Origin of the sequence: Halanaerobium congolense, assembly GCF_004366375.1 — a bacterium.
Taxonomy (GTDB): domain Bacteria; phylum Bacillota; class Halanaerobiia; order Halanaerobiales; family Halanaerobiaceae; genus Halanaerobium; species Halanaerobium congolense.
This window is the reverse complement of the sequence record NZ_SOEF01000001.1, coordinates 116,663-141,781: the sequence shown is the minus strand read 5'-3', so window position 1 is coordinate 141,781 and position 25,119 is coordinate 116,663. Positions and strand designations below refer to the sequence as shown.

Here is a 25,119-nt window from a genome sequence, read left to right as displayed (position 1 = left end):
GTACATTTATTTAGAAGCAGTCCCAAATAAACGGGGCTGCTTTTTTTAATTGTGTTCAGATTCCACAAAAAACTCTATCTCTGCCCATTCCATTTTAATGAACCTTCTAACTACAATTAAAGCCACAATTAAAAATGAAATTATCTCGGCAATCCAGACTCCTGCTACTCCATAATCTGAGACAACAATTAAATAATAGGAAAGGGGAATAAAGATCAGCCAGAGTCTAATAATTGTAATATACATTGCACCTTTAGTATCACCAGCCCCCCTTAAAGCACCAACCATGATTATGACAAAAGCTAAAAGAGCTTGATTTAAAGCAACTATTTTTAAGATTGGTACAGAATAATTAATAACTCCTATTTCAGTTGTGAAAATTTTCAAGGCAAAAACTGGAAAAATAAGATAGACTAAAGCAAGGGTAGTTCCAATTATTGCTCCCATAACTGCAGCTGTTAATCCACTTTTAAGTGACTCTTCTGCATTATTTTCTCCTAAATGTTTACCGACTAAAGTTGTGGCAGCAATAGCAATTCCGATTGCCGGCATAAAAGACAGTGATTCTATATTCAATAAAATTCTAAATGAAGCTTCTGCTGTTGTATCAAGCTGTGATATAAATATACCGTTGACAAAGAAGGCTGCCTGCATAAATAACTGCTCAATTCCCGCTGCATAACTCAAATTAATTAAGGGTTTAAATATTTTGCTGCTAATTTTCATCCAGCTGGGATGAAGTTTTAAAATACCTTTATTACTTGTAAATAAAGCTAAATAAAGGGCAGCTGCTATAAATCGGGCAAAAGTTGTTGAAATAGCTGCTCCTGCAATACCTAATTCGGGAAAAATCCAAAAACCAGTAATAAGAATATAGTTACCAATTATATTTAATATGTTGGCAATACCTGTAATATACATCGGTGTTTTAGTATCACCAGCACCCCTTAAAGCTGCTGCTGCGGCAAAGGAAATAAACATAAATAACTGTCCAATAGCAATATATTTTAAATATGTTGTTCCATAATCTTTAACAATAGCTGTAATATCATAAACATTTAAAATAAGGTCGGCAAAAAAGAAAGTGAATAAAGTAACTGTTATTCCTAAAATTAGGTTTAAAGTTAAATTTTCATTCATAATTTTATTCATTCTTTGTTTATTGCCCTCACCATAACTGCGGGAAACCATAGCCGTGGCACCTGCATTAAAAGCAGAAAAAACAAAAATCAAAGTGAAAATGATTTGATTGGCAAAGCCAACTGCTGCCAGAGCTTCCTTACCTATAAAGCGGCTGATCATAATAGTATCTGCCATACCAACCAAGGTATTTAATGACATTTCAAGCACTGCTGGGAGAGCAAGCAGAAAAATATTTTTTGTTCTTTGATAACTATTTTTAGTTAATTTTAGTTCCATAATTTTCATCCTTTATCTGTTTATTTGGATTTGAGAGATGATTTATTTAAATCATCTCTTCTATCTTAGCATAGAACAAAATAATATAAAAGAGGAATAATTAATTGTCTAATTTATTTCAATATGTTAAAATTATATATGGAGTTGAGACAATGTATATTGCTTTGTTTACTGTAATAATTATTTTGATAGATCAAATGAGTAAGCATTTAATTCGAAGCAGTCTAGTTCAATTTGAAAAGATATCACTTATTGATGATTATTTTTATCTAACCTTTGTTAAAAACAGAGGTGCTGCTTTTGGTATTTTTAGAGGTCATCGCAGTTTTTTTATTATAATAACTATTATATTTTTAATTTTTATTATTTACCTGTATTTTAAAGAACTGCCTCAGAATATTACAACAAAAATTTCAATAATTTTTTTGTTTGGGGGAAGTATTGCCAATCTTATTGATAGAGTAATATTTCATTATGTGACTGATTTTCTTGCTTTTGATTTATTAGATTTTTATAAATTGCCAGTAATAAATATTGCGGATATATTTATATTTTTTGGTATTATTATTTTAATTCATCAACTACTTTTTTTATCAGATTGAGGTGCTTAAATGGAAGAACATAGTCTTAAAGTGGAAGCGAAAGATCAGGGGATTAGAATAGATAAATTTTTAGCTTCTGAATATCAGGATTTATCCCGCTCATTTATTCAAACTTTAATTGAAAACAAAAAGATTACTGTTAATGAAAATACAGTTGATAAAAGCTATAAAATAACAAAAAATGATTTTATCAAAATTATTATTGAAGAAAAAGAAAGTGAAATTAAAGCTGTGGAGATGGCCTTAGATATTGTTTATGAAGATCAGGATATAATTGTGATTAATAAAGAAGCTGATCGAGTTGTTCATCCAGCCCCGGGCCATCACAATGACACTATAGTTAATGCCTTGTTGGCCCATGTTGATAATTTATCTGCAATTAATGGAGTTAAAAGACCAGGGATCGTTCACAGGTTGGACAAGGATACCTCAGGTTTATTAATTGCTGCTAAAAATGATAAGAGCCACAAAAGTCTGGCTCAGCAGTTTAAAAGTAGATCTGTAGAAAAATATTATTATGCTTTAATTGAAGGAAATTTAGCTTATGAAAAAGGAAAAATAGACGCCCCAATTGGAAGAGACCCTAATAACCGCAAAAAAATGGCGGTTAGAAAGCGCAGAAGTAAAAGAGCGGTTAGCCGTTTTAAAATAATTGAAGAGTTTAAAAATCATACCCTAATTCAAGTAAAAATTGAAACCGGTCGTACTCATCAAATTAGAGTTCATTTTTCTTATCTAGGTCACCCGGTAGTAGGGGATCAAAAATATGGGGCTAAAAATGATTTAAATGCTCAAAGACAGCTTTTACATGCCAAAAAATTGATTATTAAACATCCGGCTACAGGTGAAAAAATGAAGTTTGAAGCAGAGTTAAAAGAAGATTTTAAAGGAATTTTAGCTAAACTTAGAGAACAAAAAATTTAAAATAAATATTATTCAAAAATTATAGGAGGAGATTATTATGTATAACTCAATTAAATTAACAGAAGATGTTTATTGGGTCGGAGTAAATGACAAAGAAACAGATATATTCGAATCTCTATGGCCTTTACCAGAGGGAATCGCTTATAACTCGTATATTATTAATGATGATAAGGTTGCTCTGATTGATACAGTTAAGATTAATTATACAGATACATATTTAGAAAAAATAAAAGATGTTATTGGGGATAAAAAAGTTGATTATTTAATTATTAATCATATGGAGCCAGATCATTCTGGTTCAATCAAGTCAATGCGTGAAGCTTTTCCAGAGATGGAAATTGTGGGTAATGCTAAAACCATGAACTTTTTAGAGGGTTTTTATGGTATTACAGAGGGAACAAAGGTTATTAAAGATGGTGATGAGCTGGATTTAGGTTCTAGAACTTTAAAATTTTATTTGACTCCAATGATTCACTGGCCTGAAACTATGATGACTTTTGATCAAAAAGAAAAGATATTATTTTCCGGGGATGCTTTTGGTGGTTTTGGTTCTTTAAATGGATACCTATTTGATGATGAAGTAAATGTTGATCATTTTGAAGATGAAATTAGAAGATATTTCTCTAACATAGTGGGTAAATATGGGCCGGTAGTTCACAAAACAATTTCTAGGCTCAGTGAAGAAATTGAAGAAATTGGAATGATAGCAGCTACTCACGGTCTTGTTTGGCGTGAAGATCCAGCTCATATTATTCAGGAATATGATAAGTGGAGCCAGCAGCAAACACAAGAAGGGGTAGTTGTTGTTTATGGTTCGATGTATGGAAACACTAAAGTGATGGCTGAAGCAGTAGCTCGTTCGTTATCAGAAAATGGAATCGAGCAAATCAAATTATTTGACGCAGCCCGCAAAGATATTTCGTTTATTATCAATGATATTTGGAAGTATAAAGGTATAGTTTTAGGCAGCTGTACTTACAACAATGAGATTTTCCCGCCAATGGAATATTTGTTGAAGAGTTTAGAAAGCAGAAACTTAAGAGACAGAGTACTGGGTATTTTTGGCTCTTACAGTTGGAGTGGTGGAGCTTTAGATAGATTAGAAGAATTTAGTGAAACGGTTAGCTGTAACCTGGTTGAACCTCAAATCGAGACACAGTATGCTCCAGGTAGCGATATATTAGAAAAATGTTATCTTTTAGGAAAAAACACTGCAGAACAGGTTAAAAAAAATTGCAAATAAAAAGTTGAAACTTATAAAGTAATAGAATATCTACTCACTTTTGATTAATTTAAATGCAGCTAAAGAAATAATCAAGTGAGTAGATTATTTTATTAAAAATAATATTCAAAAAATTAAAGGAATTTAAATAACTATTGTAGAAGTAATAATATACAGAAAATTTTAAGAATAGTGTCAGAAATTTGACTATATTGACAGTAAAAAATAAACATTAATAAAATGAGAGGCTGGTGGAAAAATTGAGTAAAATTACTAGTAAAGACATTAGAAATTTTTGCTTTATATCACATGGAGGTGCGGGTAAATCAACACTGACTGAGATGCTGCTCTATAATGCAGGTGTTATAGAACAACCAGGTAGTGTTGATAAAGGAAATTCGCAATCTGATTTTAGTGCTGTAGAAAAAAAACATGAACATTCAGTTCATAATAGTTATTTTAATTTTGAATGGCATAATAAATTATTTCATTTTATTGATACTCCCGGCTATGCAGATTTCCGCAGTGAAGTAATTAGTGCTTTGAGAATGGTAGAAAGTGCAGTACTGCTGGTTGACGCAACAGCTGGTATAGAAGTTAATACCGGCTATGTCTGGAACCTAGCAAAGGAAAATGATCTGGCCAAGGCTGTATTTATAAATAAAATTGATAAAGAGGAAGCAGATTTTGACAAAGTTGTAGATGAGCTGCGAGCTACATATAATGATAGTTTTGCAATTGTAACTATTCCTTATTATGAAGGTGGAAAGTTTGTGGGAATAATTGATCTGCTTGATGAGAAACTGTATAAATCTGCTGACGGAAAACCAGAAGCATACCCTATTCCTGAAACAGAAAGAGAAAGGGTAGAAGATTACGAATTAAAGCTGACTGAAGAAATTGTGGAATTAAAAGAAGATTTAATGATTAAATATCTTGATGGAGAAAAAATAACTATTAAAGAATTAACCAAAGCTTTTGAAGAAGAGGTTGCCGGAGAGCAGTTAGTGCCCGTTTTTGCAGGTTCAGCTTTAAGAAACTGTGGAGTTAGTAAATTTTTAGATGATTTAACTAAAATTTTCCCTTCAGCTTCTGAAGTCCATTCTGATCATTTAGTTGAATCAGGAGAGGTTTTAAAACCTGAACCAGGTAGCAAATTTAGTGCTCAGGTTTGTAAAACAATGGTAGATCCTTATATCGGTAAATTGTCTATTTTTAGAGTTTTTTCCGGTGAATTAGAAAGAGATGATTTAGTTTCTATACCAAATATTGAAGAAGAGATAAAGGTAACAAAATTATATAAATTAAATGGTAAAGATCAAAAAAATGTTGATAAATTAACTGCCGGAGAAATTGGGGCAGTTGCAAAATTAGATGAACTGGAAACTTCTTTTACTATGCGTGATCCCGAAACAGATATTTATTATCACGAACTGAAATTTCCAAAGCCAATGTACAGCAGGGCAGCTTATCCAGCTGATGGCATAGATGAAGAAAAAATGGCTTCTGCTTTACAGCGCTATAGTGATTCAGATCCAACATTTAAAGTTAACTATAATAAAGAAACAAAAGAATTAATTTGTGATGGAATGGGTACAATTCACTTTATTATGATTAAGGAAGAATGCCAGCAAAAATATGATGTAGATTTTATAATTCAGGAGCCTAAAGTTGCTTATAGAGAAACAATTCAGCGAAAAACAGATGTTGAAGAAAAATATAAAAAACAATCAGGAGGACGAGGCCAATATGGTCATGTTGTCATGAAGGTTGAACCACTTCCAAGAGGTAGAGGTTTTGAATTTGAGGAAGAAATATTTGGTGGAGCAATTCCTGGTCAGTATATTCCTGCAGTCGAAAAGGGAATTATTGAAGCAAAAGAAAAAGGAGCACTTGCGGGTTATCCTGTTGTTGACTTTAAGGTTGTTTTATATGATGGTTCTTATCATGATGTTGACTCTTCCGAAATGGCTTTTAAAATTGCAGCTTCTAAAGCTTTCAGAAATGCTTTAGCTCAGGCCAAATCTGTTTTGCTTGAACCAATTATGTCAGTTGATGTTACAGTACCTCAAGATTTTATGGGAGATATAATGGGAGATTTTAACTCCAGACGTGGTAGAATAGAAGGAATGGATCCTCAAAATGGTAAGCAGATTATTAAAGCTAAAGTTCCTCAGGCAGAAATGTTTAATTATGCTGTCGAATTGAAATCAATAACCGGTGGTTATGGTTCATTTGACATGAAGTTTTCCCATTATGATAAAGTTCCATCTGATATTAGTGCAAAAATTATAGAAAGAGTTAATAATCAAACTGCTTAAGTAAAATTATTAATCTCAAATTTAAGCTAATTAAGTAATTGAAAAGGTCAGCTCTAGCTGGCCTTTTTCTAGCTTATAGTATATAATAAATTCTGGAGGCAGAAATATGGAATTTATTTTTATGATTTTATCATCTCTATTATTTACAATACCTAATTACTTTCCTTCTTTATTTTTCTTAAGTTGGTTTGCTTTTATACCTTTAATTTATTTAATAAAAGATTATGACTACAGTCATTCATTTATAATTGCAGTTTTAGTAGGCTTTTTAAATTCTACTTTTTCATTTTACTGGCTTTATCAGCCTTTAAATTCGACTCTTAAAATGCCATTTTCTTTTAATATATTTATTTTATTTTTGTTTTTTTTATTTTCGGCTTTACCACTGGGAGTCTGGGTGCTTATTAATAAGTTTTTGCAGCCTCAAAATTCATATAGTCCCTTTACAGCAGCTTTAAGCTGGAGTGTCTTAGAATATCTCCGTTTTGAATTTTTAAATCTAAATCCATTTAATTATTTTGCCTACAGCCAAAGTTCTTTTAATTTTATTGCTCGATATGCTGCTTATGGAGGCATGTTTTTGGTGTCCTTTATTTCAGTTTTGATTGCTTCTTATTTGGTTAAATTATTTTTAGAACCCAAATGGAAAAAGGGAGTACCCTTAGCAGTGTTTTTAATTATTTTGGCCATCATTCCAATATTTATTGGTCCTCAATCAGATGTAGAATTAAAGCAGCTGAAATTTGATTTATTAATTAACAATTCTCAGGCTAAGAGCAGTACTTTTGAAGAAATTGAAAATGAAATTGATAACTTTGCTTCTTTACTTGGAAAAAAAAAGAATAAATATATTTTAACAGCTGAAGATAGTTTAAGTTTTGATTTAATCCGGAATAGTTACTATCGAGAAAAACTTTTTTCACAAATAAAAGCTGAGCTTAACGGCTCATATTTACAGCTGGGGAGTCATGCTGCTGCAGCAGCTAATTATAATGCCAGGATTTTAAACTCTTTATTTTTATTATCTGAAAACTTAGAAGTTATTAACCGCAGTAATCAGGAGTTGAATTTTTTAGCCGGGATTAATTTAAAAAATAAAGAAAAAATAATTGATTTTTTTGAGGGTTATTTAAGATTTAATCAGGGAATGATTAAAAAATCTAAAAGTACTGAAATTATTGAAATAAATGAACTTAAATTTATAAATTTAATTGCAGAAGAAATATTTATTCCAGTTATCAGCCGGAAAAACAACTATGCTGGAAATATAAATTTAATAATAAATGCAGCTGCAGAAGAGAAAATTAATTCTAAAGTCTATAATAATTTGGCCCTTGCAGCAGCAGTATATAGAGCTGCAGAGAGCAATACAGCTTTAATTAGGGCTGTGAGTGGCGGCTATAGTGCAGTAATTGATTACCAAGGGAAAATACTGGTAAAAGAAAAATTGAAAAATGATCTAAAGAGTTTTAATTTAACTCTATATCAGGGAGAGAGTTATTATCAAAAGAATCCAACTAAAATAATAAATATTATTTTAATTATCTTTACTGTAATCGCTTTTGTAAAAATTATGATTAAGCTGAGAAAAAATTTAAGCAGCAGAAATTAATCTGCTGCTAGTTTTTTTAATAATTCTTTTTTAGCAGGGTCAATATAAATTGTTTGATATTTATCATAGTAGACAAGTCCTGGTTTTGCCCCTTTAGGTTTGTTTACATTTTCAACAGGAGTATAATCTATTGGTACATTTGTTGATTCTCTAGCTTTGCTGAAATAAGCTGCAATTGCAGCTGCCTCGGTTAAAGTTTGTTCCGGAACTTCTGCTTCCGTATCTCTTTTTATAATCACATGTGAACCTGCTATTACTTTCGTATGCAGCCAGATATCACCATTATTAGCCATTTTTTTGGTTAATCGGTCATTTTGTTTGTTATTTCTGCCAACTAAAATTTGATAGCCATCACTTGAAATAAATTTACGTGGTGGTAATTTTTTATTACTTTTATTTCTTTTCTTTTGTTTTTGCTTTTTAATGTAATTTTCTTCTTTTAACTCTTCCTTAATTTCCTCTAGATCATCCAGGGTTTCAGCCTGTTCAATATTCATGCTAACCTGCTTCAAATATTTTTCTTCATGTCTAAGTTTAGCAATTTCTCTTTTTAAGTGTTTAACACTTTTTTTCAACTTATTATATTTTTTAAAGTATTTTTGAGCATTATCTGATGGTGATTTAGAAGGATCAAGTTTAATTTCAATCTCCTGCTGATCATCACTATAATAATCTTTAACTACTGCCTTTTTATCTCCCCTGTTGATTTGATAGATATTGGCAGTGATCAATTCGCCTTTTTTCTTATATTTCTCTGCCTCTTTACTTTCTTCCAGCTGTCTTTTTAATTTTTTTTGTTTTTTAATATTTTTATCTAAATAGGTATTAACTACTTTATTTAACTCTCTAATAGAGCGTTTTAGTTCTTTGTCTTTTAGAAATTCTTTGAAATAATAATCCATCATTTGATCAAGGTCTTCAAACTCTTTTAAGTTTTCTGGGCTTCTGTGTTTTAAAATAAAAGCAGAAATATAATCTACTTTTCCATTTTCTACAGCAAGTACAGGTTTATACTGTTTGTCTTTGAATTGAGAAAACAATTTAAGCATTGATTCAGCAATGGAATTCTTATCAGAGTTGGTCAGATTATTATAATTTTCAGCTGGATCTACTCCGGCTCGATAAACAATTTCACGAGCTGAATAGGGTCCAATCCCTCTAAAATTATACATTACAGCTCTAAAAGCCGCCTGTGAAAAATTTTCATCTATTATCTGTCGAAATTCTTCTTTGCTTTGAAGCTCAAGTGGATTTAATTTATCCTGTCCCGGTGGTTTCTGATACTTAATCCCCGGATAGAGCTGCCTTTCAGGATTTTGCTTTTCAGTAATTCTTTTCATTGCATCTAAAACAACTTCATTATCATCTAAAAGAATTACATTACTGTATTTCCCCATTAGTTCTGCGATTAAACTATATTTTTTTCCTCGTTTTTCAATATTAATCCTAACCATTCTTTCAAATTCAGGCTGAATTATTTCCTGGATATATGAGTTTTTTAAATATTTTCTGAGCATCATACAAAAATCAGGAGGAAAAGAGGGAAAGTCAAAATCTAGTTCAGTTAAATTTATCCGGGCTCCCTGAGGATCAGTTGAAATTAAAAGTTTTGAATTTTGATTGTTATTTCTTAACCGAATAATTAAATGTTTTTTTTCTATTTGATAAGCCTTTTCGATTCTGGCACCTAAAATCTTATCCTCTAAATTATCTTTAAGTGCAGCTAACATTATTCCATCAAAGGCCATAATTATCACTCCATTCTCTATTTGTTGGATTAGTCATCTAAATTAAGTATAAAAGAAACAAAGCTTTGAGTCAATTAATTAAATAATTGTTTAGGACAAAGAAGACTCTCTTCCCTTGTCAAAAAAGTGCTGCTGTGGTATCATTAATAAAGATAAGGAGCGAACTTGATTTTAGATAAATAAGATTTTGGGAGGTATAAATAATGGATGTCAACTTAATTAATATTGGTTTTGGTAATATTATTGCAGCAAATAGGGTGATTGCAGTAGTAAGTCCAGAATCAGCACCTATAAAGAGAATTATTCAAGAAGCGAGAGAGAGAGGCATGTTAATAGACGCTACTTATGGACGTCGTACTAGAGCGGTTATAATTACAGATAGTGATCATGTTGTATTATCTGCAATTCAACCGGAAACTGTCTCACACCGATTAGAAGATGATAAATAAAATTGGGGGTAATTTATAATGACTAAGGGTTTATTATTTGTATTATCCGGGCCATCAGGTGTGGGGAAAAACACAGTTTTAGATGAACTATTTAAAACTTTTGATGGAGTTTCATATTCTGTTTCTGCAACTACCAGAAAAAAGAGAGCTGGAGAAGTTGAGGGAGAGGATTATTTCTTTATGTCTGAAGCTGAATTTAAAAAAATCAAGGAAGATGATGGTTTTATTGAGAGTGCAGTAGTTCACGGCCATCACTACGGAACCCCTAAAAAATTTGTTGATAGAAAATTAAAAAATGGTGAAGATATAATATTAGAAATTGATACACAAGGAGCAAAACAGGTTAGAGAAAAATATCCGGAAGCGGTTTATATTTTTCTGCTGCCTCCATCTTTAGAAGAGTTAGAAAATAGACTTGATAAAAGAGGGTCTGAAAACAGCAAAAGCAAAAAAATCAGATTAAAAAATGCAAGACAGGAATTAAAAGAAGTACATAATTATGATTATGAAGTAACTAATGATAGTTTGGCTGATACAGTTAGAAAAATTAAAAAAATTATTATCAAAGAACAGCAAAGGAGAGATTCTTAATGATTACCGAACCATCTGCAGAGCAATTGGGTGATAAAGCTGATAGTTTATTTACAGTAATTATTTTAGCTTCAAAAAGGGCAAGACATCTTAATCAAAATGGAGCCGAGTTATTAGAAGAATACCGCAGCCACAAATTGGTTTCTAGAAGTTTAGAAGAGATTGAAAAAGATAAAATAACCTATGAAAAGAAAATAGAAACTTCAAAGTGAAATTAAAAATAAGGATAGGAATTTAAAGGATAGGAATTTAATAGTTTAGAAGAATATTAATTATACAAAGGAGCTAAAAAAATGTCTGCAAATATTGTTTTAGGTGTGACAGGTGGAATAGCAGCTTATAAAAGTGTTCAAATAGCCAGTAATTTAACTAAATTGAATCATAATGTATATACTATTATGACTGAATCTGCGGTTGAATTTGTCAGCCCACTGACCTTTCATTCTATTACACATTTACCAGTAGAAAATGATCTTTTTACTTCCAGCGGTGAAGAAGTTAAACATATAGATTTAGCAGATAAAGCAGATTTATTTTTAATTGCACCTGCAACTGCTAATTTCATTGCTAAAGCTGCTGCTGGTATTGCAGATGATCTTTTAACTACAGTATTGCTGGCAACTCAGGCTCCAATTATGATTGCACCATCTATGAATGTACATATGTTTGAAAATCCTATTGTACAGAAAAACATGAAAACTTTAGCTGATTTGGGTTTTAACATCATCACACCAGATTCCGGTTATTTAGCCTGTGGTTATACTGGTAAAGGTAGGCTTCCTGAGCCAGAGAGATTAGTCGAAGAGGTTAAGCGTAAGCTTTCGAAAAAAGATCTCAAAAACAAAAAAGTAGTAATTACAGCTGGCCCAACTCGAGAATCTTTAGATCCTGTAAGATTTTTATCAAATTATTCCAGTGGTAAAATGGGTTATGCACTTGCAAAAGCTGCTTCATACCGAGGGGCAGAAGTAAAGTTGATTTCTGGTCCGAGTGCGGTAGAAGTACCTTTAGGAGTGGAACTGGCTCAAATTGAAACAGCTGAAGAGATGAAAGAAGCTGTCTTTGCTGAATATAAAAATGCTGATCTTGTTATAATGGCAGCTGCAGTTTCTGATTACAGACCGCAGGAGATTATGACTGAAAAAATAAAAAAATCAGGTGAAAATTTGGTCTTAAAGTTAGAAAGAACCACTGATATTTTAGCTGAACTGGGTAAAAACAAAAAGAACTCTCAGCTTTTAGTTGGTTTTGCTGCTGAAAGCGAAAATTTATTAGAAAATGCTCAAAAGAAGTTAAGCAAAAAACAGGCAGATTATATTATTGCTAATGATATTAGTAATCAAAGTATTGGCTTTGGTAGTGATAAAAATCAGGTCAGTATTTTAAGTAAAGAAGGTATAGTGAAACTGCCAACTGCAGATAAAGAAAAATTGGCTCATCAAATATTAAATTATATCTTAAGCGGTCAAAAAAATCAGGGTTAATTATACAATTCACCTTAATTTTATAGAAGTTAAATTTTATTGACTTAGTATAAAAAATAAACTATAATTATATTAAGTTTAATCAAATTTTGATAATATTAATTTATTTTTTGGAGGTGATTTTAAAACAAAAAACAGAAAATTAAATAATCCAAACAAAAAAAGAGGAGGAAGAAGTATAGTATGAGAAAAATAACTTTAACAACTTTTATTATTTTAGCAGTGATTATGTCGATGTTTGTTACAGGAGTTATGGCTCAAGAGCAGGGTGGAACCTTAGTTTTTGGCCGTGGAGGCGATACAGTAGGCTTAGATCCAATACAAGTTACTGATGGGGAATCATTTAAGGTTACTCAGCAAATTTATGATACTCTTGTTGATTACACACCCGGCACAACCGAAGTAGAACCGGCTCTGGCGACAGACTGGGAAGTATCTGAAGCTGGTTTGACCTGGACTTTCCACTTGCGTGAAGGTGTAGAATTCCACGATGGAAACCCTTTTAATGCAGAAGCAGTAAAATGGAATTTTGATCGCTGGCGTTTAGAAGATCATCCTTATCATATCGGTGGAGAATTTACCTATTATAGTTATATGTTCCAGGGTTTCCCAGGAATCATTCAGGAAGTTAATGTAGTAGATGAATATACAGTAGAATTTGTTCTTTCTGAAAAACAGGCTCCTTTCTTAAATAATTTGGCTATGGTTCCTTTTGGAATTGCCAGCCCAGAGGCTGTTAAAAAATATGGAGAAGATTACTTTAAAAATCCTGTAGGAACTGGGGCTTTTGTTTTAGAAGAATGGCGTCAGGGAGACAGAGTTATTTTAAAAGCAAATGAAAATTATTGGAGAGAAAGAGCTTATCTTGATGAAATTGTTTTCCGCTCAATTCCTGATAACTCAGCTCGTTTTATGGAATTACAGTCCGGATCAATTGATATGATGGATGGTGTAAGTCCTGAAGATGTTGAAGCGATAGAAGAATCAGATACACTGAAACTCTCATTAAGACCTAGTATGAATGTTGGTTACTTTGCTATGAACTTTAAATTTGAGCCTTTTGATGATGTTAGAGTCAGAAGAGCTTTTAACCATGCCATTGATAAGCAGGCAATAATTGATGCTTTCTATGCAGGTTTAGCAGAACCAGCTAAGAATCCAATGCCGCCTTCTATTTGGGGTTATAATGATGAAATCGAACCTTACGAATATAATCCAGAAAAAGCTAAAGAATTATTAGCTGAAGCTGGTTATGAAGATGGATTTGAATTTGACCTCTGGTATTTACCTGTACCAAGACCTTATATCCCACAGGGTAAATTTATTGGTCAGGCTATTCAGAGTTATTTAAGCGAAATTGGTGTAACAGCTAATTTAGTAACTTATGATTGGAGTACCTATCTTGATAAAACAGACCATCAAGAAGCTCCGACATATATGCTGGGATGGACTGGAGATAATGGTGACCCAGATAACTTCTTATATGTGCTTTTAGATAAAGATAATAGTAATAATGCATACGAAAGTGATGAACTGCATGAAGTATTAGTTGAAGCACAAAAGACTATGGATCAGGATAAAAGAGTAGAATTGTATATGGAAGCTCAGGAAATTATTCATCAGGATGCACCTTGGGTTCCTTTAGTTCACTCAACACCACCAATTGCTTTAAAATCAATGGTTGAAAATTATATTCCTAACCCAACTGGAACAGAAAAATTACACAGAGTTTGGTTATCAGAATAAAGTAAGTATAGTTTAATAATTATCTTAATCTGCGGCCAAGATTGGCCGCAGATTAATTTTGGATAGGAGGATGTAATGAAGAAATGTTTAACTATATTATTAAAAGATTACTGGCTTTAATTCCTATTTTAATTGGAGTTGCCATTATAGTATTTCTAATTGTTCATCTGATTCCGGGTGATCCAGCCCAAACCATGCTTGGCGAAAGAGCAACTGACCAGGCCCTGGAAAGACTAAGAGAACAAATGGGGCTTAATGACTCGTTACCAGTACAGTTTTGGCGTTATGTTAAAGATTTATTAAGAGGCGATTTAGGTCGATCAATAATGAGCAACAACCCGGTTAGTGCAGAATTGATGCAGCGGTTTCCTGCAACCTTAGAATTATCATTTTTTGCAATAATATTTGCAGTTTTTGTGGGGGTACCGGCAGGAATATTTGCTTCAATGAATCAAAACTCCTGGTTTGATAATTTAAGTATGCTGATAGCTTTAATCGGGGTTTCAATGCCTATTTTTTGGCTTGGGCTAATGTTTATCTGGCTTTTTGCTGTTGAATTAGGATGGTTTCCACCATCATCCAGAATCGGTGTTGGCTTAGAATTTACTCCAATAACGAATTTATATGTTATTGATAGTATTTTACAGTTTAATTTTACTGCTTTAAAAAATGTTTTACATCATTTAGTTCTACCAGCGGTTGCACTTGGTACAATACCTATGGCAATCATTGCAAGAATGACACGTTCATCGATGCTGGAGGTTTTGAAAAAAGATTATATTAGAACTGCTTATGCTAAGGGCCTAAAAAGAAAAATTGTGATCTTCAAACATGCTTTAAAAAACGCAATGGTACCAATAATCACTGTAGTTGGGCTGCAGTTTGGAGTCTTATTAGGTGGAGCGGTTATGACCGAAACAATTTTTTCCTGGCCCGGACTTGGTAAATATTTAGTAGATGCTATTTATGCTAGAGATTTTCCGATAGTTCAGGGAGGAATCTTATTTTTTGCAGGTGTTTTTGTAATAGTTAATTTAATTGTCGATTTATCATATGCTTTAGTTGATCCACGGATTCAATATGAGTAGGAGAGGAGTGCAGCAGATGTCAGAAAGTAAAAATGAAAAAAATATGCAAAAAAACACAAACCCCTGGTTTGAAGCCTGGCGGCGATTATTAAAAAGTAAAATAGGTGTGGCGGGTTTAGGAATTATTATATTTTTAATATTGGTAGCATTGCTGGCCCCGGTATTGGCACCACATGACCCTTTTAAACAAAACATTTTAGCTAGATATAAAGCTCCTTCATCAGAGCATTTATTAGGAACAGATGAGATGGGAAGAGATATTTTAAGCAGAATTATTTATGGATCGAGAATTTCAATCCAGGTTGGTTTAGTATCAGTAGGTTTTGCTTTAATTTTTGGTGTTAGTTTTGGCCTGCTGGCAGGTTTTTATGGGGGCAAACTTGATATGCTGATTATGCGTTTTATGGATATCATGCTTGCTTTTCCAAGTATCTTATTAGCGATAGGTATAGTTGCAATTTTAGGACCCCAGCTAAAAAATGCCATGCTGGCAATCGGGATAATTAATGTACCTCGGTTTGCGAGAATTGTAAGATCCTCTGTTTTATCAATTAAAGAAAGTGAGTATATTAGTGCAGCTAGAGCTTTGGGTGCTGGAGATTTTAGAATAATTTTTAAACATTTATTACCTAATGCTATGGCACCACTGATTGTACAAACTACTTTAAGTATTGCGACAGCTATTTTAGAAGCAGCAGCATTAAGTTTTTTAGGTTTAGGTGCTCAACCACCTTCTCCAGAGTGGGGTGCCATGCTGAGTGATGCCAGATCTTCACTGCAGAGAGCTCCCTGGGTTGCAACTTTTCCAGGTTTAGCAATTATTTTTGGTGTTTTAGGTTTTAACCTTCTAGGTGACGGCCTGCGCGATGCACTAGATCCAAAAATGAAGAACGTTTAAAGTAGGGTGATTAAAATTATTGATCCAGTAATGATAGAAATATTTTCTCTACCTATAAGATGGTATGGTGTTATAATAGTTTCTGGAATTATTATTTCACTGATTATTTTAAATTATCTTCTGCAGGGTGAGGATGAGTTTGACTTTGAATTTTTTTTAGATTATATTATTATAGCTCTGCCTTTAGGTATAATATCAGCAAGACTGTATTATGTAATTTTTAATTTAGATTATTATCTTGAAGAACCTTTGAAAATTTTAGCTATTAATGAAGGTGGACTTGCAATACATGGAGGGCTGCTGATGGGAATAGCAGTTCTTTTTTTTCTGACTAGAAAAAGAAACAAAAAATTTCTAAAAGCTCTTGATTATTTGGCACCGATAACAGCTTTTGCTCAGGCTGTAGGTCGTTGGGGTAATTTTATGAATCAAGAAGCCTATGGACAAATAGTAAATGAGAGTTATTATAATTTTTTTCCTGAATTTATAAAAAATCAGATGTGGATTGATGGTTCTTATCGAGAAGCTGCTTTTTTATATGAGTCAGTTCTTAATTTTCTTCTCTTTATTATCTTAGTTTTTTATCTAAATTCTAAGCAGAAAAAAGATGGAGAAATATTTTCTCTTTATTTAATATTTTATTCAATTTTTAGGTTCTTTATTGAAGAGCAGAGGACAGATAGTTTACTAATTAGTGGAGAAATACAGGTGGCTAAACTGGTCAGTGTTTTGATGATAATTGCAGGTTGTTTATTACTATACTATATTAGAAAAAGAAGAGATTTTAAAAAAGTAGAGTAAATTGACAGTATAAGCTTAATGTGCTAAACTAAATTTATTAAGTTAGTGAATGAATAGATTTTAATTTTAAGTTAAGAAGATGCTGATAGATGAAAGGTGATATTATGACACGTAAATATTTATTTAGCTCAGAATCAGTGACTGAAGGACATCCAGATAAAGTTGCTGATCAAATTTCTGATGCTGTTTTAGATGCAATTCTTGCAAAAGATCCTGAGGCGAGAGTTGCTTGTGAAACCATGGTAACAACAGGATTAATATTAATTGCAGGAGAAATAACAACTTCCTGTTATGTTGATTTAAAAAAGATTGCAAGAGAAACAGTCAAGGATATTGGATATACCAGAGCTAAATATGGTTTTGATGGAGAAACTTGTGCTGTTTTAACAGCAATTGACGAACAATCTGGAGATATTGCATTAGGAGTTGATCATTCTTTAGAAGAAAAAGAGGGGTCATCAAATTCAGATTTAGGAGCTGGTGATCAGGGTTTAATGTTTGGATATGCTTCTAATGAAACTGAAGAATTAATGCCGCTGCCAATTATGTTATCACATAAATTGGCCCGCAGATTGGCTGAAGTCAGAAAAAATGGGCCCTTGAAGTATCTCCGTCCTGATGGAAAAACTCAAGTTACAATTGCTTATAAGGATAATAAACCTATTTATGTTGATAAAATTTTAATATCTTCTCAACACCATCCTAAAGTTACTCAAAAACAAATTAAAGAAGATATCACAAAACATGTAATTAAAGAAATAATTGATGAAAAATTATTTAGAGAAGATACTGAAATTTTCGTCAACCCAACAGGTCGTTTTGTAATTGGTGGACCAAATGGAGATACAGGTTTAACAGGTAGGAAAATCATAGTTGACACCTATGGTGGAACCGCACATCATGGAGGAGGAGCTTTTTCCGGTAAAGATCCGACAAAAGTTGATCGCTCTGCTTCTTATGCTGCCCGTTATATTGCTAAAAATATTGTTGCAGCAGATCTTGCAGCAAGGTGTGAGGTGCAGATGGCTTATGCCATTGGAGTTGCAAAACCTTTATCTGTTATGATCGATACTTTTGGTACTGCAGTTATTGATGAAAACAAATTAGAAAAAATTGTTAAAAATGAATTTGATTTAAGACCAGCTCAAATAATTAAAAATCTAAATTTAAGAAAGCCTATTTACAAACAGGTAGCCGCTTATGGTCATTTTGGTCGTCATGATTTAGACCTTCCCTGGGAAAAAATCGATAGAGTGGATAGTTTAAGAAAGAAAGCTGGTTTAGAATAAATAATAATTTATGATTATTTGATATGCTGCCGAAGGTTTTTACCTTCGGCTTTTAATATTTAATATATGATTTAAGTATAATTTTAAATTAATGAAATAATTATTTGGAAGGGATTTTTATGCAGCAAATAATAAAAGTAGTTGTTGATTTACCTTTAAGAAAATTGAATAAAGAATTTGATTATCTGCTTCCAGATAAATTTAAAAATTCGATTAAAATAGGTCAAATTGTTAAAGTTCCTTTTGGCAGAAGGAAAATATCTGCTTTTGTGACTCAACTTGATGTAAAATCTGATTTGGAAAAATCAAAACTTAAAGAAATTGATTCTATATTTTATTCGGAAAGTTTTTTTGAGCAGAAATTATTAGACCTTTTCTATTGGACTGCAGCATATTACCATGCTTATCTGGCTCAAGTAATTAAATCAGCTCTACCACCAGGTATAGTTGATCAAAAAATCAAAAAAAAAGAAGTAGAATATCTAAAACTAAATGATCAGATAAATAATTATAAATCTGAACTAGAAAAATTAGAAAAAAGAGCTCCAAAACAATACTTAATTCTAAATTACTTATTAGAAAAAAATGATCAAAGGAATAAATTGGAAACTGTGTTAGCAGCTGCAGATACTTCTCGGCAGACTGTTTACCGTTTAATAGACAAAGATTTGATTATTTTATATAATAAGTATGAAAATCGAAGACCAATAATTAATAGTAATTTAAAGAGTTCAATGAACAAAGAAATTACCATTTCTCAAACTGATGCAGAATTGCTGGAGCAAATTGTTGATTTTAATTCTGGAAAAAATAGTTACCTTTTAACAACAAAAAATAGTTCAAAGAGATATAATTTTATTATAAAGCTTTTAGAAAAATTAGCAGTTCAGCAGAAAAATATTATTTTATTAATTCCTGAAATTGAAAAAGATTATATATTTTTAGAGCAGCTAGCAAACTATTTTTCTGATAAAATAGCCTTTTTGCACAGCCAGCTTTCTCAAGCTGAGCGCTTTGATCAGTGGCAGCAGATTAGAAAGGGAGAAGTGCAGATTGTTGTTGGAGCAAGATCAGCAATTTTTGCTCCATTTTCAAGTCTCGATGCCGTCATCTTAATGGAAGAAAATAACGAAAACTATAAAGAACAGGAGCATCCTTTATATCACGCCAGACAAATTGCTGTTAAGAGATTAAAAAATAAAAAGTCACTTTTAATATTAGAATCCCCTGCACCTTCTTTAGAAAGCAAAACTTTAGCCGATAAAGGTGAATATCAACAGATTAATTTAGCTGCTGAAGAAAATAAAATAAGCAGTGAAATTATTGATATGAAAAAAGAAGTTGAAAGAGGAAATTTGGGTGACTTAAGTAGTAAATTAAAAGCTGAAATTAAAAATCAGCTGTCTGCAGGAAATAAAGTGATATTATTTTTAAATCGTCTGGGGATGTCTAATTATATAATTTGTAGAAAATGTGGGCATGTTCTCAAATGTGAAAACTGTGATATTTCTTTGAATTATCATCAGCAAGAACAGGAATTACGATGTCACTATTGTGGTTTAAAAAAAGAAATGCCCCAAAAATGTCCCGACTGTGGTAGTGCTTTTATTTCCCAGGCTGGGGTTGGAACTGAAAAAATAATTGAAGAGCTAAAAAAAATATATTCAGCAGCCAGAATTAAAAGAGTTGATAGTGACTTAAAAGAAAAAGAAGTAAAAAAGAGGTTAAATGACTTTAAGAATAATAAAATTGATATTTTAGTAGGCACCTCTATTTTAATAAAGAAGCAGTTTTATGAAGAACTTAAATTGATAGCTGTGATTTCTGCAGATACAGCACTTAATAGTTCTAATTTTAGATCAGCAGAGACAAATTATTTTATTTTAAAAGAATTAAAATCACTGTTAAAAAATACCGATCAGAGCAAATTTTTGGTTCAAAGTTTTCAGCCAGAACATTACAGTATTAAAGCTGCTCTTGATCAAACAGATAATTCTTTTTATGAACAGGAAGGTCAAATTAGAAAAAAGAGAAATTATCCCCCATTTTGTCGTCTATTAAATATTATAATAAGCAGCCAAAGTGAAAATAAGGCTGCTGCTGAAAGCAAAAAGTTATCTAATTTTTTAGATCAATTTAAAGCTAAATACTTAGAAAAATTAGGAGAAGCTCCTGCTCCGCTGAGTAAAATTAGGAAAAAATACAGGCGGCAGATCATTTTAAAGTTTAGCTCGATTCGTAATCGAGAATATATAATTCAGCTAATTGAAAAAAAATTCATAGAAGAAAATAATGATGATTCAGTAGAAATTCGTATTGATGTGGATCCCTATAGAATGTTATAATATAATTTAGGAGGTAGATATTTATGGCTTTGTTACAAATTAGAGAAATTGGTGACCCAGTATTAAGAAGTAAATCAAAAAAAATAGATAAAGTAACTAAAAAAACAAATGATTTAATAGATAATATGTTTGATACAATGTATGAAGAAGATGGTGTTGGCTTGGCAGCACCACAGGTTGGAATTTTAAAAAGAATTGCAGTTGTAGATATTAGGGAAGATAATAAGGTGGTTTTAATAAATCCGGAAATAATCGAAGAAGAAGGAAAGGCAATAATGGAAGAAGGTTGCCTTAGTATTCCAGGTGAGACCGGTGATGTAATAAGATCACAAAAAATTAAAGTTAGAAGCTTAAATCGTGAAGGTAAGCAAATTGAATTTGAAGCAGAAGGTTTTGAAGCCAGAGCAATCCAACATGAGATGGATCATTTAGATGGAGTCTTATTTGTCGATAAAATTGTAAAACTTGTGGAGTGATTTGATGAAAATAGTATTTATGGGAACACCTGAATTTGCAGTACCCTCACTACTAAAATTAAATAATGATCAAGAAATTGAAGTTGAGGCAGTTGTAACTCAACCTGATCGAAAAAGCGGACGCGGCCAGAAAGTTCATTACTCAGATATTAAAGAAAAAGCCTTAGAAAATGATTTGGAAGTTATGCAGAGTAAAAATGTTAACCAAAAAGGATTTTTAGATAAATTAGTTAAAATTGAACCAGATTTTATTGTAGTTGTTGCTTTTGGCCAGAAGTTAAGTCCTGAATTATTAGAAATACCTAAATATGGATGTATAAATCTTCATGCATCTTTACTGCCTGAATATCGAGGCTCTAGTCCAATTCATAAGGCAATTATTGATGGTAAAAAAGTTACTGGAAACACTACGATGTATATGGATGAGGGTTGGGATGATGGCGACATTATCTATCAACAGGAGATTGAGATTGCTGAAGATGATACAGTCGGTATCTTACATGATAAATTAGCTGAAGCAGGAGCAGAGCTTCTACTTAAGACTTTGAAGGATATAGAAGCAGGTCAGGCACCACGAATTGAACAGGATGATTCTAAAGCAACATTTGCTTACAAAATTGATAAAAGTTTGGGCGAAATTGATTGGAAGCAGAGCGCACAGGAAATTCATAATTTAATTAGAGGTGTAAACCCTTGGCCTGGGGCTTATTCATTTTTAAAGGGAAAAAGATTAAAGCTTTGGGAGAGCAGTGTTAGTAAATTAGAAAACACCGATTTCGAACCAGGTACTATAGTCAAAGCAAATATAAAAGATGGTATATTAGTACAAACAGGTGATGGCATATTAGCAATTGAAAAATTACAGCTTCCAGGTTCCAAAAAAATTGAAGCTGAAGATTTTCTTAACGGTTATCAGCTTAGCTCTGAGGAAAAATTAGGTACTAATTAATTATTAAGGAGGTAGATTTATGTATCCATTTTTCTTTGATCCAACAATGATTGTGATCATTCCTGCCTTAATGATTGCTTTTTATGCACAATATAAGGTGAAAAATACTTTTAATAAATATGATGAAATACAGGTTAATAATAATTTAAGCGGAGCAGAAGCTGCTAGAAAGATACTTTTGAATAATAATTTGGATAATGTTGAAATTAGAAGAACTGATGGCAAGTTAAGTGATCATTATGATCCTAAAAATAAAACCCTTAACTTATCATCTGAAGTATATAATAATAGTTCAATTTCTGCAGTAGGAGTTGCTGCTCACGAAGTTGGACATGCAATTCAGGATAAAGAAGATTACAGACCACTTTCTTTGAGAGCCTCACTTGTTCCAGCAGCTAATATTGGATCTAGTTTTGGGCTTCCTTTAGCTATTTTTGGTTTTTTTATTAGAGCCGATTTCTTGATTATGACAGGTTTTGTACTTTTTTCTGCTGCATTTTTATTCCATCTGGTAACCTTACCGGTAGAATTTAATGCCAGCAATAGAGCTATAAGCAATCTTAAAAGGACTAATTTGTTAACAGATCAAGAAATTAAAGGTGCAAAAAAAGTATTAAAAGCTGCAGCCTTTACCTATGTCGCTACTACACTTGTTGCACTGGCAAATATGTTAAGAATACTGCTCTTAGCTGGTTTGGGTGATGATTAATTGAAAAACTTACGTTCTAAAATTTTAAAAGCATTACTGCGGGTAGAAAGTGGAAGTTATTCAAATCTTTTATTAGATTCCGAATTAAAAAAGATTAAAGATCAAAGAGATAAAAATCTTTTTACTGAAATATTTTATGGTGTTATCAGAAATAAATTATATTTAGATTATGTAATAGAGAGTTTTTCTAAAACTCCACTGCATAAAATGGATAAAGAAGTATTAACGGGGCTGAGAATAGGGGTTTATCAGCTCTTTTTTCTTGATAAAATACCAGCAAGAGCAGCAATTTATGAAAGTGTAGAAGCTGTTAAACTAATACTTCCCGCCAGTAGAAAAGGTGCAGTTTCGTTTACAAATGGAGTTTTGAGGAATATTAACAGAAAAGGAAACGAGTTAACTTTACCCACTAAAACTGAGTCCAAAAAAGAATATTTATCAGTTAAATATTCCTACCCTATCTGGATTATCAAACGCTTTTTAGATCAATATGGATTTAAAAAGACAGAAAAAATCTTAAAAGCTGGAAATAAAAGAGCTGAGGTTATTTACCGTTTTAATCCTTTAAAAATGGAAAAGAATGAATTTGAAAGATTAATGGATCAAGATGGTATAAAATATGAGAATACTTTTTTAGATTCTTTTTATAGATTAAAGGAGGTAAATAATCCGGCTGAAACTCAGGTTTTCAAAAACGGAGCTGCTTATATTCAGGGTACTTCTGCTGGTTTGGCTTCTTTACTATTAGATCCCAAAGAAAATATGAGTGTTCTAGATTTAGCTGCTGCTCCAGGTGGTAAAACAACACATTTAGCTGTTTTAATGAAGAATTCAGGACAAATCACAGCTTTAGATGTCAGCCAGAGCAGACTTAATTTAATCAGAGAAAATATAGAACGATTAGGGGTAAAAAATGTAGTTTTAAAAATGGAAGATGCAGTTAAATATCAAGATAGCAAAAAATATGATAGAATACTTGCCGATTTACCCTGTTCAGGATTGGGGCTTATTGCCTCTAAGCCTGAGATCAAATGGGAAAAAAGCGAATCAGTTATTAAACAAATGGCTTCACTGCAGTATGATATTCTGAGTAATAATCTGTCAAAACTGAAGCCGGGTGGTAAATTGCTTTATTCAACATGTACTTTAAGTCAAGAAGAAAACCAGGATTTAATTAATAGAATTCTAACAGAAAATAATAATTTTGAATTAGTAAATATTAATAAAATATTAGAAGAAGTCAGTGCTTTGAATTTAAAAAATGAAAATAAATATTTAGAGCTTTTACCTGGAGAAGTGGATTCTGAAGGCTTTTTCTATGCGTTATTAAAAAAAGTGGAGAGTGATTAATTTTAAGATGAAGGATTTAAAAGAACTTAATCGAAGTGAGTTAATAGACGAATTTGAAAAGGCTGGATTTCCCTCATATAGAGGAGAACAGGTGTTTAACTGGTTATATAAGAATGGTGTTTCTGCTGTAGAAGAAATGAAAAATATTCCTAAAAAGATGCGTCAGTTTATAGATGAAAATTATGAGCTTAGTGATCTAAAAGAAATAAACAGAAGTACAGCAGTTGACGGCACTGTTAAATATTTGTGGGAACTAAATGATGGAGAAAATATTGAGGGGGTATACCTTCCTTTCCCAAAATCAGGACGTCACAGCACCTGTATTTCAACTCAGGTTGGCTGTGGACTTGGATGTTCATTTTGTGCAACAGGAATTGATGGACTACAGAGAAATTTAACTACAGGTGAGATAGTTGATCAGGTAATAAAAATTCAAAAAGATATTAGCGGCTCAAATTTTGCCGAGCCAAGATTAAGCAATGTTGTTTTTATGGGAATGGGAGAACCATTGGCTAATTTTGATAACTTGATGAAAGCAGTAGAAATAATTAATGCTGACCAGGGACTTAATATTGGCATGAGAAAAATGACTATTTCTACAGCTGGGTTGGTGCCAGAAATTAAAAAACTGGCCCGAACTAATGATCAAATAGGACTTGCAGTTTCTCTACATGCTCCTAATGACCGTTTAAGAAATAAGATTATGCCTATCAACAAAAAATATAATTTAAATCAACTTTTAACTGCTGTTATTAAATATATTGAAAAGACAGGTAGAAGGGTTACTTTTGAATATGTTTTAATGGATAGTGTAAATGATAGCCCTGAATTGTCAGTACAGCTGGCTGAATTGTTGCGTGGGATAAACTGTCATGTAAATTTAATCCCCGCTAATCCAGTTCCTGAATTAGGTATCGAAAGACCAGTACAGAAAGTAATAGATAGTTTTTATGAAACTTTGGATCGGAATGGAATTCAGGTAACACTTAGAAAAGAAATGGGTACTCAAATTGATGCGGCCTGTGGTCAACTAAAAAGAAATAAAAATTAAAAATAACATAAGCTAGTATTAAAGAGATAATCTTAATATAAAGAG

Annotated in this window: 22 protein-coding genes; 20 read left to right on the top strand and 2 right to left on the bottom strand. The window is 32.1% G+C overall.

Annotated features, from left to right (window positions below):
* Positions 1-45: 45 nt before the first annotated feature.
* Positions 46-1,419, bottom strand: a complete 1,374-nt coding sequence (locus C7954_RS00705) for an MATE family efflux transporter (protein ID WP_073156179.1) — start codon at positions 1,417-1,419, stop codon at positions 46-48.
* Positions 1,420-1,523: 104 nt separating this feature from the next.
* On the opposite strand from C7954_RS00705, the gene lspA reads away from it, so the two are divergent.
* The 5 genes from lspA to C7954_RS00680 all read left to right on the top strand — a co-directional run bounded on the left by lspA (position 1,524) and on the right by C7954_RS00680 (position 8,100).
* On the top strand, positions 1,524-2,021 hold the full coding sequence (gene lspA, locus C7954_RS00700; RefSeq protein ID WP_223174449.1) for a signal peptidase II: 498 nt from the start codon (positions 1,524-1,526) through the stop codon (positions 2,019-2,021).
* 9 nt (positions 2,022-2,030) lie between these two features.
* Positions 2,031-2,945: an RluA family pseudouridine synthase gene (locus tag C7954_RS00695; protein WP_073156176.1), complete on the top strand. Its 915-nt coding sequence runs from the start codon at positions 2,031-2,033 to the stop codon at positions 2,943-2,945.
* A 37-nt stretch (positions 2,946-2,982) separates the two neighbouring features.
* Positions 2,983-4,188, top strand: coding sequence for an FprA family A-type flavoprotein (locus tag C7954_RS00690; RefSeq protein ID WP_089722689.1), 1,206 nt, complete (start codon positions 2,983-2,985; stop codon positions 4,186-4,188).
* Between the two features lie 239 nt (positions 4,189-4,427).
* Positions 4,428-6,488: an elongation factor G gene (gene fusA / locus C7954_RS00685; protein WP_089722688.1), complete on the top strand. Its 2,061-nt coding sequence runs from the start codon at positions 4,428-4,430 to the stop codon at positions 6,486-6,488.
* A 106-nt stretch (positions 6,489-6,594) separates the two neighbouring features.
* Positions 6,595-8,100 (top strand): copper homeostasis protein CutE, encoded by a 1,506-nt coding sequence (locus C7954_RS00680; protein WP_134058425.1) that lies wholly within the window; start codon positions 6,595-6,597, stop codon positions 8,098-8,100.
* Here the strand turns inward: C7954_RS00680 and C7954_RS00675 are convergent.
* The gene (locus C7954_RS00675) at positions 8,097-9,848 is read right to left on the bottom strand and encodes an Rqc2 family fibronectin-binding protein (RefSeq protein ID WP_089716474.1); all 1,752 of its coding nucleotides are present in this window, start codon (positions 9,846-9,848) and stop codon (positions 8,097-8,099) included. The two genes, C7954_RS00680 and C7954_RS00675, sit on opposite strands and share 4 nt — an antisense overlap.
* 203 nt (positions 9,849-10,051) lie before the next feature.
* Here C7954_RS00675 and remA point away from each other — a divergent pair, with 203 nt between their 5' ends.
* The 15 genes from remA to rlmN all read left to right on the top strand — a co-directional run bounded on the left by remA (position 10,052) and on the right by rlmN (position 25,074).
* Entirely contained in the window at positions 10,052-10,297 is a 246-nt protein-coding gene (gene remA / locus C7954_RS00670) for an extracellular matrix/biofilm regulator RemA (protein ID WP_073156162.1), read from the top strand.
* Positions 10,298-10,315: 18 nt separating this feature from the next.
* Entirely contained in the window at positions 10,316-10,888 is a 573-nt protein-coding gene (gene gmk / locus C7954_RS00665) for a guanylate kinase (RefSeq protein ID WP_081374484.1), read from the top strand.
* Positions 10,888-11,100, top strand: a complete 213-nt coding sequence (gene rpoZ / locus C7954_RS00660) for a DNA-directed RNA polymerase subunit omega (protein WP_073156157.1) — start codon at positions 10,888-10,890, stop codon at positions 11,098-11,100. Before gmk ends, rpoZ begins: the two co-directional genes overlap by 1 nt.
* Before the next feature lie 81 nt (positions 11,101-11,181).
* Positions 11,182-12,372 carry a bifunctional phosphopantothenoylcysteine decarboxylase/phosphopantothenate--cysteine ligase CoaBC gene (gene coaBC / locus C7954_RS00655; RefSeq protein ID WP_134058422.1) on the top strand — a complete coding sequence of 397 codons (1,191 nt, stop codon included), beginning with the start codon at positions 11,182-11,184 and terminating at the stop codon, positions 12,370-12,372.
* A 183-nt stretch (positions 12,373-12,555) separates the two neighbouring features.
* A complete protein-coding gene (locus tag C7954_RS00650; RefSeq protein WP_073156151.1) occupies positions 12,556-14,118 on the top strand; it encodes an ABC transporter substrate-binding protein in 1,563 nt (520 codons plus the stop codon).
* Between the two features lie 83 nt (positions 14,119-14,201).
* A complete protein-coding gene (locus tag C7954_RS00645) occupies positions 14,202-15,206 on the top strand; it encodes an ABC transporter permease (protein ID WP_073156149.1) in 1,005 nt (334 codons plus the stop codon).
* A gap of 16 nt (positions 15,207-15,222) precedes the next feature.
* Complete coding sequence (nikC, locus tag C7954_RS00640; protein WP_134058420.1) at positions 15,223-16,104, top strand: nickel transporter permease; 882 nt, start codon at positions 15,223-15,225, stop codon at positions 16,102-16,104.
* 6 nt (positions 16,105-16,110) lie between these two features.
* Entirely contained in the window at positions 16,111-16,905 is a 795-nt protein-coding gene (gene lgt / locus C7954_RS00635; RefSeq protein WP_089655667.1) for a prolipoprotein diacylglyceryl transferase, read from the top strand.
* Between the two features lie 104 nt (positions 16,906-17,009).
* Positions 17,010-18,194, top strand: coding sequence for a methionine adenosyltransferase (gene metK / locus C7954_RS00630; protein ID WP_073156355.1), 1,185 nt, complete (start codon positions 17,010-17,012; stop codon positions 18,192-18,194).
* A 119-nt stretch (positions 18,195-18,313) separates the two neighbouring features.
* Positions 18,314-20,539: a replication restart helicase PriA gene (gene priA, locus C7954_RS00625; protein ID WP_073156143.1), complete on the top strand. Its 2,226-nt coding sequence runs from the start codon at positions 18,314-18,316 to the stop codon at positions 20,537-20,539.
* A gap of 23 nt (positions 20,540-20,562) precedes the next feature.
* Positions 20,563-21,015 carry a peptide deformylase gene (def, locus tag C7954_RS00620; RefSeq protein WP_073156140.1) on the top strand — a complete coding sequence of 151 codons (453 nt, stop codon included), beginning with the start codon at positions 20,563-20,565 and terminating at the stop codon, positions 21,013-21,015.
* A 4-nt stretch (positions 21,016-21,019) separates the two neighbouring features.
* On the top strand, positions 21,020-21,964 hold the full coding sequence (fmt, locus tag C7954_RS00615) for a methionyl-tRNA formyltransferase (protein ID WP_089722685.1): 945 nt from the start codon (positions 21,020-21,022) through the stop codon (positions 21,962-21,964).
* Between the two features lie 19 nt (positions 21,965-21,983).
* A complete protein-coding gene (locus C7954_RS00610; protein ID WP_073156135.1) occupies positions 21,984-22,673 on the top strand; it encodes a zinc metallopeptidase in 690 nt (229 codons plus the stop codon).
* Complete coding sequence (rsmB, locus tag C7954_RS00605) at positions 22,674-24,023, top strand: 16S rRNA (cytosine(967)-C(5))-methyltransferase RsmB (RefSeq protein ID WP_089719336.1); 1,350 nt, start codon at positions 22,674-22,676, stop codon at positions 24,021-24,023. It abuts the gene before it with no gap.
* A 7-nt stretch (positions 24,024-24,030) separates the two neighbouring features.
* Positions 24,031-25,074: a dual-specificity RNA methyltransferase RlmN gene (gene rlmN, locus C7954_RS00600; protein WP_073156353.1), complete on the top strand. Its 1,044-nt coding sequence runs from the start codon at positions 24,031-24,033 to the stop codon at positions 25,072-25,074.
* Positions 25,075-25,119: the final 45 nt, after the last annotated feature.